Source organism: Microbacterium sp. BF1, from assembly GCF_019279095.1.
In the GTDB taxonomy this organism is placed as follows: Bacteria; Actinomycetota; Actinomycetes; order Actinomycetales; family Microbacteriaceae; genus Microbacterium; species Microbacterium maritypicum.
The window spans coordinates 1-8891 of the sequence record NZ_JAGYWT010000056.1 but is presented as its reverse complement, the minus strand read 5'-3'; the positions used below and the strand labels follow the sequence as shown (position 1 = coordinate 8891).

Here is an 8891-nt window from a genome sequence, read left to right as displayed (position 1 = left end):
CCGGAGTGGGTCCCCTGGGCCGAGAGGCTGGCCGAGTACCGCGCCCAACAGGTCGAGCTCGCCGAGGCGGCCGCTGCTGCCGGCGGCGACGTGGCGATCGGCGACGATGCGTTGGCCGACGATGGTCTCGACGACGACGACCTCGATGACGACGACCTCGACGACGGCGAAGCGGACATCCTGCACGCCGGCGATCTGGACGGCGTGGACATCGACGAACTCGACGACGGCGCCGCCGAAGACGAAGAGCCGGAAGACGACGACGCCGACGCCCTCGATGAGGACGCCGGCGAGGTCGACGAGGAGGAGTGACTCCAGGCGCTCAGGCGCCCAGGTTCTCCAGCACGTACTCGATCGATCGGGTCAGCTGACGCACATCATCCGGCTCGATCGAGACGAACGTGGCCACGCGCAGCTGGTTGCGCCCGAGCTTGCGATAGGGCTCCGTGTCGACGATCCCGTTCGCGCGGAGCGTCTTCGCGATCGCCGCGGCATCGATGCTGTCGTCGAAGTCGATAGTGGCGACCACGGGTGAGCGGTGTGCGGCTTCCGTGACGAACGGCGTCGCGACGGAGGAGGCCTCGGCCCAGTCGTACAGAACCGAAGACGAATCGGCGGTGCGCGCCGCCGCCCAGGCGAGGCCGCCGTTGTCGAGGATCCAGCGCAGCTGGCTGTCGAGCAGGTGCAGGGTCGTCAGCGCCGGGGTGTTCAACGTCTGGTTGAGCCGCGAGTTGTCGACCGCGTTCTTCAGGCTCAGGAACTCGGGGATGTAGCGACCCGACGCGGCGATTCGATCGATGCGCTCGATCGCGGCCGGCGAGACCGCGGCGAACCACAGGCCACCGTCGGAGCCGAGGTTCTTCTGCGGTGCGAAGTAGTACACGTCGGCCTGTGCGGCATCGAAGTCGATACCTCCCGCCGCGCTCGTGGCGTCGATGACGGTCAGTGCGCCATCGACGGCGATGCGCTGGATCGGTGCGGCGACGCCGGTCGAGGTCTCGTTGTGCGGCCAGGCGTACACGTCGACGCCTTCCACGACCTCGGCGACGGTCAGCGAGCCGGGCTCGGCCTTGCGCACGTCGGGTGCCTCGAGCCAAGGGGCGGCGGCGGAGGCGGCGAACTTGCCGCCGAACTCGCCGAACACGAGGTTCTGGCTACGGCGGTCGATGAGGCCGAAGGCTGCCGCGTCCCAGAACGCGGTCGATCCGCCGTTGCCGAGGATGATCTCGTATCCCTCGGGAATGCGGAACAGGGCGGCGAGCTGCTCGCGGACGCTGCCGACGAGGTTCTTCACCGGCGCCTGACGATGCGATGTCCCCAGGATCGTCGACCCCGAAGAGACCAGCGCCTCGAGCTGCGCAGGGCGCACTTTCGAGGGACCGCAGCCGAAGCGGCCGTCGATGGGCAGGAGGTCACGGGGAATCTCGATCGCCATGGGTCGATTCTAGGGGGCGCTCGACCTGTCGCAGGACCGCTCGAGAGTCCGATGTCCGCCGAGGAATGTAGGCTTGCCTAAGAACCTCGGAGGGCCTGCACATGACCGACCTGATCGACACCACGGAGATGTATCTCCGCACCATCCTCGAACTCGAGGAGGAGAACATCGTGCCTCTGCGCGCGCGCATCTCCGAACGTCTCGGCCACTCCGGTCCGACCGTGTCGCAGACCGTCGGCCGCATGGAGCGCGACGGTCTCGTCATCGTCTCCGAGGACCGCACTCTCGAGCTCACAGACGCGGGGCGCAACAAGGCCGTCAACGTCATGCGCAAGCATCGGCTCGCCGAGCGTCTGCTGTCCGACGTCATCGGACTCGACTGGGCGTTCGTGCATGAAGAGGCCTGCCGCTGGGAGCACGTCATGAGCGAGCAGGTCGAACGCCGCCTCGTCGAGCTGCTCGGACATCCCACCGAGTCGCCGTACGGCAATCCGATCCCCGGACTCGACCAGCTCGGAGACGTTCCCGCGCGCACGTTCGACGAGGGCGTCATCGGACTCGTGCAGCGTCTGAACGCCGCGGGTGCACCCGTCGAGGGCACGGTCCGTCGTCTCGCCGAGCCGGCTCAGGTCGATCCCGAGCTGCTCGAGCAGTTGCGTGACGCGGGTGTCGTTCCCGGCGCCCACGGAGACTTCCGCTTCAGCGAGGGCTACGTGCTCATCCAGATGGACGGCAAAGACGAGGGGCTCGAGCTCCCGGTGGAGCTGGCATCGCACATCTTCCTGGTGGGCGAACCGGCCTGATCCCGCGAGAAATCCGGGACCGTCGCCAGCGCAGCGGCGGGGCGCCGGAGGCTTCTGCGGTGATTGTCAGATTCCCGGGGTGACATGATCGTTATCTTCCGGTAACCTCGGACAGGTCGCCAGCGAAGAAGCCCGCTGGAGATGAACCCGCGAAGATTGCCTTCCAGGCTCGTCGTCTTCACGGCAGGAACGCACAAAGTACCCGAGCTACATTCGTGCCACGAGAGCAGAGTGCCGACGAGCCAGCGCTGACCCGAACAGCGCGAGGGCCCAGGAGGACCAAGTTTTGGCCGCAGACATCGAACCGCCCGCGAAGAAGACATCTGAAGACCGAGTACCCGCCCGCCGATCCGGTGCGCGCATGAGTGCTCGCAAGGCCGTCAAGCCACTCCGATCCATCGCCATCTTCGGAGCCGTCGGTGCACTGGTCGCCGGAATCGCGCTGCCCGCCTTCGCCTCGGCGAAGCCGAGCGAAGCCGCGCCGACGACTGTTCAGCAGCTCGCGGCCGTCGACGCGCAGTCTCTCGTCGTCGCTTCGCAGGCCACTGCGGCACCCCTCGCTCGCGGCACCTTCAGCGCGACCACCCCCGAGGAGATCGAGAAGAAGAAGGCAGAAGAGGCGGCCGCAGCACGTGCAGCCGCCGCCGCTTCCGCCGCTTCCACCGCAGGGACCGCCTCCTCCCGCTTCAACACCGCGGGCTACGCGCTCACCTCGCCGGGTTCCGGTGAGGTGCGCTATCCGCTTCCCATGGGTTCGTGGAACGTCAGTCGCACGGTGGGTGGTGCGCACAACGGTGCCGACATGCTCGCTCCGGCCGGTACGCCGATCTATGCGGCCGCCGGCGGCGTCGTCCGTGCTTCCGCCGAGAGCATCGGCGGCTACGGCGTTGCCGTGATGCTCGACAGCGTCGTCGGCGGACAGCGTGTGCAGACCACCTACGGCCACATGCTCTACGGCTCGCGTCAGGTGCAGGCGGGGCAGTCGGTCTCCGCCGGGCAGCTGATCGGCTACGTCGGCAGCACTGGCCGCTCGACCGCCAACCACCTCCACTTCGAGGTCTGGATCAACGGCGGACTCGTGGAGCCCATGTCCTGGCTCTCGGTCAACGCCGGCTGATTTCCGGACACGCCTCACTCCATTCACCCGCTGTTTCGCCCTGCACCCAGCGCGATGGGTTAGCCTGATCCCGTTGTCGTACAGGTGGGAGAGGCTGATGGAGCGAATACCGAGCATCCGAACCATGGATGCCCTCGGTCGTCACGTCCTTCTGCATAGCCCGCAGGGATGCCACGGCGTTGCCGTGCGCGAAAGGCGCTGTCTCTAGACGGCGCCTTTTTTCGTCCCCGCGATCGATCTGCCTCCTGCACGACCTCGTGTGAGTCGAGAGTGCCGGGAAGCCGTCCCGGCGGATCGAGAGGATGACGAATGCGCACACTGGTCCTGAATGCCGGATACGAACCGCTGGCGATCGTGTCGTTCAAACGAGCCCTGGTGCTGGTGATGAACGACAAGGCGACCGTGATCGAACGGATCGAGGAAGACCCCGTCTGGGGCACGCACGGCGTCTACGATCGCCCGGCGGTCATCATCCTGGCCCGCTACGTGCGGGTCCCGACGAGCAGGCGTGTGCCGGTCACCCGGCGCGGCGTGCTCCGCCGCGACAACCACCGCTGCGGATACTGCGGGAAGGCGGCATCGACGATCGATCACGTGCTGCCGCGCTCGCGCGGGGGAGCGGACTCCTGGGAGAACCTCGTCGCGTGCTGCCTGCGCTGCAACAACGTCAAGAGTGATCGCACGCCGCAGGAGATGCGCTGGCAGCTGCGCTTCACCCCTCGACCGCCGCACGGCACCGCCTGGACCGTGCGCGGAACCGAACGCAGCGACCCGCGATGGGAGCCGTACCTCGCTCTGGCCGCCTGACGCCGCGGACCCGCTGACGAGGGCCTGAGACGACGAAGAGGGGCCACCCTTTCGGGCGGCCCCTCTTCTCTTCGACGTCGTGCCCGCGACAGGATTCGAACCTGCGACCTGCCCTTTAGGAGAGGGCTGCTCTATCCCCTGAGCTACGTGGGCGTGCATCCAGTCTAAGCGACCGGATGCACGCCGCCACGTCTCAGTCCTTCCCGCGCCGCCACAGCTTCGACGGCCACCAGATCGCCTTGCCGATGTCGTAGGTCAGCGCCGGGACCAGCAGCGAACGCACGACGAAGGTGTCCAGGAGCACACCGAAGGCGACGATGAAGGCGAGTTGCACCAGGAACAGGATCGGGATCACCGACAGCGCGGCGAAGGTCGCGGCGAGCACGAGACCCGCCGAGGTGATCACGCCGCCGGTGATCGAGAGCCCGCGCAGGATGCCCTCCCGCGTCCCATGCGCCTTCGACTCCTCGCGCACTCGCGTCATCAGGAAGATGTTGTAGTCGATGCCGAGCGCGACGAGGAAGACGAACCCGAAGAGAGGAACTGCGGGATCGGCACCGGGGAAGGCGAAGATGCCATTGAAGACGAGCGCCGACACCCCCATCGCCGTGCCGAAGGACAGCACCGTGGTGAGGATCAGCAGCACGGGCGCGAGGACAGAGCGCAACAACAGCATCAGGATGAACATGATCACCACGAGGATGACGGGAATGATGAGGTTCCGGTCGTGGATCGAGGCGTCGTTGGTGTCGATCGAGGTCGCCGTGACTCCTCCCACCAGGGCATCCACGCCGTCGAGCTCGCCGCGAAGCTCGCGCACCGTGGAGGCTGCGGCCTCGGAGTCCGCCGCATCGGTCAGAGTGCCCTGCAGGAGCACGTCGCCCTTCACCGTGGTCGGCTCGGGGACCGGCGTTCCGGGAGGGCCCACGGCCGTGATCCCGTCTGCGGTCACAGGGGCCGAGCCACTCGGGGAGTCGGCGGAGGTCACGGAGACCGCGTCGACGCCGTCGTTCGCGAGCAGGATGTCAGCGGCGTCCTGCAGCTGGTCCTCGGCGACGACGACGTAGACCGGACTGCCGGATCCGCCGGGGAAGTGCTCGCCGAGCGCCACCTGGCCATCGCGCGCTTCCGATGCACCGAGGACCAGGTCGGACTGCGGCACGCCGTCCACATCGAGCTGGGTGACTCCCGCCGCTCCCGCGAGCAGGACGAGCGTGGTCACGATCCAGATCACGCGCGGACGGCGCTTGATGAAGCCGGCGAGTCGCGCCCACAGACCCGTGGTGCGCATGCCGTGCTCTGCGGCGACGACCTCCGGCTCGAAGCGCGGGCGTCGCGGCCAGAAGACGGCGCGTCCGAAGAGCAGCAGCAGTGACGGCAGCAGCGTCAGGGCGGAGAGCATCGCGAACACGATGCCGATCGCCGCGACCGGCCCGAGCGTGCTGTTGGACTTCAGATCGCTGAGCAGCAGGCACAGGAGCCCTGCGATCACCGTGCCGCCAGATGCGACGATCGGCTCGACCGAGCCCTTCCACGCCGCCATGATCGCGGTGCCCTTGTCCTGTGAGACGCGCAGCTCTTCTCGGAAGCGCGCGACCAGCAGCAGGGCGTAGTCGGTGGCAGCGCCGATCACCAGGATGAAGAGGATTCCCTGCGTCTGGCCGCTGAGCAGCAGGATCTCGAACTTCGCGAGCCACCACACCACGAGCAGCGCGACGCAGAGGGCGAAGAGGCTGGTGGACAGCACGACCAACGGGAGGAGGAACGAGCGATACACCAGCACCAGGATGACCAGCACGGCGAGGAGCGCGACGCCCAGGAGTAGGCCGTCGATACCGGCGAAGCCCGCCACCAGGTCGGCACTGAACCCCGCGGGTCCCGTGATGTAGACCGTGATCCCGTCAGGGACCGCAGCGCGCAGCTCTTCCCCGAGAGCGCTCGTCGCGTCCGCGAGCTCGGCGTCGGAGTCGATCGGGATGAAGGCCTGCACCGCGCGGCCGTCATCCGAGGGGAGTGCGGGAGAGACGTCTTCGCCGACGCCTTCGACCTTCGGCGCGTCCGCGACGGCACCGGAGATCGCGTCGAGCTCGGCAGCGGTGAGCTTCTCGTCGGAGGTGAACACGGCGATGGCCGGGATCGAGTCGCTGTCGTTGAACTCGCCCAGCAGCTTCTGCACCTGGGTCGCATCCGCGGACTCGGGGAGGTAGGTGGTCTGCTCGTTGGAGGAGACCTCGTCGACCTTGCCGAACAGGGGTCCGCCGAGCGATGCGCCCACCAGCCACACGAGGATCAGGGCCACGGGGAGGAAGACGCGCACCCAGGAGTGTCGTCGTGAACGCTCCCTCGTGGACGGGGTCGGCGTCGGTTCGCGGCGGGACATCGGGTTCCTTTCGGGTGTGCTGCGGGTCAGGAGATCCACGCGAGGATGAGGATCATCGTGGCGAGGAAACCGGCGAAGTAGTTCAGGGCGATGAAACGTCGCCAGGCGCGGTTCGTGGAGCCGGAGGTCTCATCGGTCACGTTCCACCACCGAGCCGCGTTCACGACGTAGGGCAGAGCCAGGGCCGCGGCGAGCGGGCCCGGCCAGGGCGTCAGCAGCATGGCTGCGCCCGCGATCACCCACAGGGAGAGGGACAGGCGTACGGTCGCGCGCGCTCCGATGACAGTGGCGATCGACGAGATCCCGGCCTCGCGATCGGGCCCGATGTCCTGCACGGCGCCGAAGGCGTGTGCGGCCATGCCCCAGAGGAAGAAGGCGCTGAGCGTGATGACCGTCGCGGCGGTCGCCGGCGCCCCGGCGAGGGCGAGGCCGACGATGGCAGGACTCACGAAGTGCGTGCTCGAGGTGATGGAATCGAGGAACGGGCGCTCTTTGAAGCGCAGGACGGGGGCGGAGTACGCGATCACGGCGAACACGCTGACCGTCAGCCAGAGCCAGGACGCCGGATTCCCGACGATCACGAGGTAGACGAGGAAGGGGATGTTCGTCACCGCCGCCGCCCAGAGCGTCGTCCGGTGCATGCGGGGTGCGAGGAGGGCCCCCTCGATCCCGCCCTTGCGGGGGTTCGCGAGGTCGGAGGCGTAGTCGAAGACATCGTTGATCCCGTACATCGCGAGGTTGTAGGGGATGAGGAAGTACAGCGTGCCGATCACCAGCGTCAGATCGATCTCGCGTGTGCTGAGCAGATACGCGGCGGCGAACGGGAAGGCCGTGTTGATCCAGCTGATCGGACGCGACGACAGCACGATCTGGGCGATGTCGCGTCCGATGCTGTTCGACGGGGCTGCGGCAGTGCTCATCGTCGTTCCTCCTGTTCGAGCGTTCGACGATCCTGCACTCGCCGCCGGGCGCGCATCGCCGTCCACAGGGCCGGAAGGAGCAGCGCGCCCGCCAGGGGGTACGCGAAGTCCTCGATGGGAGCCAGTCCGATGTGCACGCCGAGCAGCGGGTCCTGCGCGTAGTGGAAGAGGCCGCTTGCGATCATCGCGGTGTCGAAGGCCGCGGTGAGCAGGAACAGCACGATCACGGTCAGCACGACGGCGAGCGGTCGCGGGCCCTTTCCGCGGGATGCGAACGCGAGCCCGATGCCGCCGAGGACGGCGACGGCGACGAAGCACGCGGAGAGCTGGATATAGGTCATGACCCGCCGCCTTCCGCCTGCTTGCGGCGCCGCGTCAGCACCCGTTCTGCTCCGGTGTAGATGATCATGGTGCACACCACGAGGAACAGCAGGAAGATCGGTTCCTCGAGGGGCAGCTCCGGCGCGAGCACCAATCCCGTCGCGATCATGCCGTCGCCCCGGAAGAAGATCCCGTTGGCGATGCCGGCGATATCCCAGATCAGGAAGAAGACGAGACCGACGGCCGTCACCACCGCAGCCGATACCGCATCGCGCCAGAAGAAGAGTCGAAATCGCCAGTCCAGCAGCAGCATGCAGCCCAGCGACAGGAGAAGGGCCGCCAGGTACACCACGCCCATCAGGACGCCTCTGTCCCCGCAGGTGAGGTGCGGGGGACGGGGAGCGGACCGGGGGAGTGATCGCCGCGGATGCGCTTGAGGACGATCTCCGCACTGATCAGGCACATCGGGACACCGACACCCGGCGCGGTGGTGGCACCCGCGTAGAACAGACCCTGCACGCGCTTCGACGTGTTCTGAGCACGGAACATCGCGCTCTGCGAGAGGATGTGCGCGGGCCCCAGCATGCCGCCGTGCCAGGAGTGGTAGTCGTCGCGGAAGTCGGCGGGACCCTTCGTCTCGCGCACCACGATGCGGTCGCGGAGATCGGGGATCCCGGCCCAGGTCGCGACCTGATCGATCGCCGCGTCCGCTGCGCGTTCGATCGCGGGTGATCCCTCTCCGTCGGGTCCACCGTGTCCGAGATCGACGTCCGCGGGCACCGGGATCAGCACGAACAGGTTCTCGTGATCGGCGGGTGCGACCTCGGGGTCCGTGGCACTGGGGCGACACACGTAGATCGACGCCGGGTCCGGCACGGTCGGGGCGGCCCCGAAGATCGCGTCGAAGTTCGCGTCCCAGTCGTCGGTGAAGAACAGGGAGTGGTGCGGGAGCTCGGGGAGTGCGCCGCGCACGCCGAGCATCCGGTCGCCGCGAGGGCGTAGGCGATGGTGACAGGGCTGAACAGGTAGACGGCCGTGTTCGAGAAGATGCTTCCGAAGTCCATGGCGATCAGCCCAACCTTTCCCTGCGTCCGAGCAGCCCCTGCGG

General features: G+C 67.7%; 8 protein-coding genes, 1 tRNA gene and 2 pseudogenes. 4 read left to right on the top strand and 7 right to left on the bottom strand.

Translation table 11 applies throughout. The features are described from left to right. Nucleotides 1-312: pseudogene (locus KZA10_RS03570) on the top strand (DUF3027 domain-containing protein); the annotation flags it as partial. A gap of 10 nt (nucleotides 313-322) precedes the next feature. Here KZA10_RS03570 and serC read toward each other — a convergent pair. Further along, complete coding sequence (gene serC, locus KZA10_RS03565) at nucleotides 323-1435, bottom strand: phosphoserine transaminase (protein ID WP_141385869.1); 1113 nt, start codon at nucleotides 1433-1435, stop codon at nucleotides 323-325. A gap of 101 nt (nucleotides 1436-1536) precedes the next feature. Here serC and KZA10_RS03560 point away from each other — a divergent pair, with 101 nt between their 5' ends. The 3 genes from KZA10_RS03560 (at nucleotide 1537) to KZA10_RS03550 (ending at nucleotide 4162) form a co-directional block, all read left to right on the top strand. After that, complete coding sequence (locus tag KZA10_RS03560) at nucleotides 1537-2238, top strand: metal-dependent transcriptional regulator (RefSeq protein ID WP_055865154.1); 702 nt, start codon at nucleotides 1537-1539, stop codon at nucleotides 2236-2238. 361 nt (nucleotides 2239-2599) lie between these two features. Next, the gene (locus tag KZA10_RS03555; protein WP_141385870.1) at nucleotides 2600-3355 is read left to right on the top strand and encodes a M23 family metallopeptidase; all 756 of its coding nucleotides are present in this window, start codon (nucleotides 2600-2602) and stop codon (nucleotides 3353-3355) included. Between the two features lie 309 nt (nucleotides 3356-3664). Beyond that, nucleotides 3665-4162, top strand: coding sequence for an HNH endonuclease (locus KZA10_RS03550; protein ID WP_017828915.1), 498 nt, complete (start codon nucleotides 3665-3667; stop codon nucleotides 4160-4162). Between the two features lie 80 nt (nucleotides 4163-4242). Here the strand turns inward: KZA10_RS03550 and KZA10_RS03545 are convergent. The 6 genes and pseudogenes from KZA10_RS03545 to KZA10_RS03520 all read right to left on the bottom strand — a co-directional run. Next, nucleotides 4243-4315: transfer RNA gene (locus KZA10_RS03545), tRNA-Arg, on the bottom strand. A 40-nt stretch (nucleotides 4316-4355) separates the two neighbouring features. Then, nucleotides 4356-6542: an MMPL family transporter gene (locus tag KZA10_RS03540; protein WP_218682192.1), complete on the bottom strand. Its 2187-nt coding sequence runs from the start codon at nucleotides 6540-6542 to the stop codon at nucleotides 4356-4358. A gap of 26 nt (nucleotides 6543-6568) precedes the next feature. After that, nucleotides 6569-7462: a prenyltransferase gene (locus tag KZA10_RS03535; RefSeq protein ID WP_218682191.1), complete on the bottom strand. Its 894-nt coding sequence runs from the start codon at nucleotides 7460-7462 to the stop codon at nucleotides 6569-6571. Beyond that, a complete protein-coding gene (locus KZA10_RS03530; RefSeq protein WP_055873840.1) occupies nucleotides 7459-7803 on the bottom strand; it encodes a lycopene cyclase domain-containing protein in 345 nt (114 codons plus the stop codon). Before KZA10_RS03530 ends, KZA10_RS03535 begins: the two co-directional genes overlap by 4 nt. Beyond that, entirely contained in the window at nucleotides 7800-8141 is a 342-nt protein-coding gene (locus tag KZA10_RS03525; RefSeq protein ID WP_218682190.1) for a lycopene cyclase domain-containing protein, read from the bottom strand. Before KZA10_RS03525 ends, KZA10_RS03530 begins: the two co-directional genes overlap by 4 nt. After that, nucleotides 8141-8891 (bottom strand): annotated as a pseudogene (locus tag KZA10_RS03520) (phytoene desaturase); the annotation flags it as partial. The gene KZA10_RS03525 and the pseudogene KZA10_RS03520, both read right to left, overlap by 1 nt.

Bases quoted from the DNA above. Each gene is read 5' to 3' on its own strand.
- serC (WP_141385869.1), bottom strand. From the start codon at position 1,435: ATGGCGATCGAGATTCCCCGTGACCTCCTGCCCATCGACGGCCGCTTC.
- KZA10_RS03560 (WP_055865154.1), top strand. From the start codon at position 1,537: ATGACCGACCTGATCGACACCACGGAGATGTATCTCCGCACCATCCTC.
- KZA10_RS03555 (WP_141385870.1), top strand. From the start codon at position 2,600: ATGAGTGCTCGCAAGGCCGTCAAGCCACTCCGATCCATCGCCATCTTC.
- KZA10_RS03550 (WP_017828915.1), top strand. From the start codon at position 3,665: ATGCGCACACTGGTCCTGAATGCCGGATACGAACCGCTGGCGATCGTG.
- KZA10_RS03540 (WP_218682192.1), bottom strand. From the start codon at position 6,542: ATGTCCCGCCGCGAACCGACGCCGACCCCGTCCACGAGGGAGCGTTCA.
- KZA10_RS03535 (WP_218682191.1), bottom strand. From the start codon at position 7,462: ATGAGCACTGCCGCAGCCCCGTCGAACAGCATCGGACGCGACATCGCC.
- KZA10_RS03530 (WP_055873840.1), bottom strand. From the start codon at position 7,803: ATGACCTATATCCAGCTCTCCGCGTGCTTCGTCGCCGTCGCCGTCCTC.
- KZA10_RS03525 (WP_218682190.1), bottom strand. From the start codon at position 8,141: ATGGGCGTGGTGTACCTGGCGGCCCTTCTCCTGTCGCTGGGCTGCATG.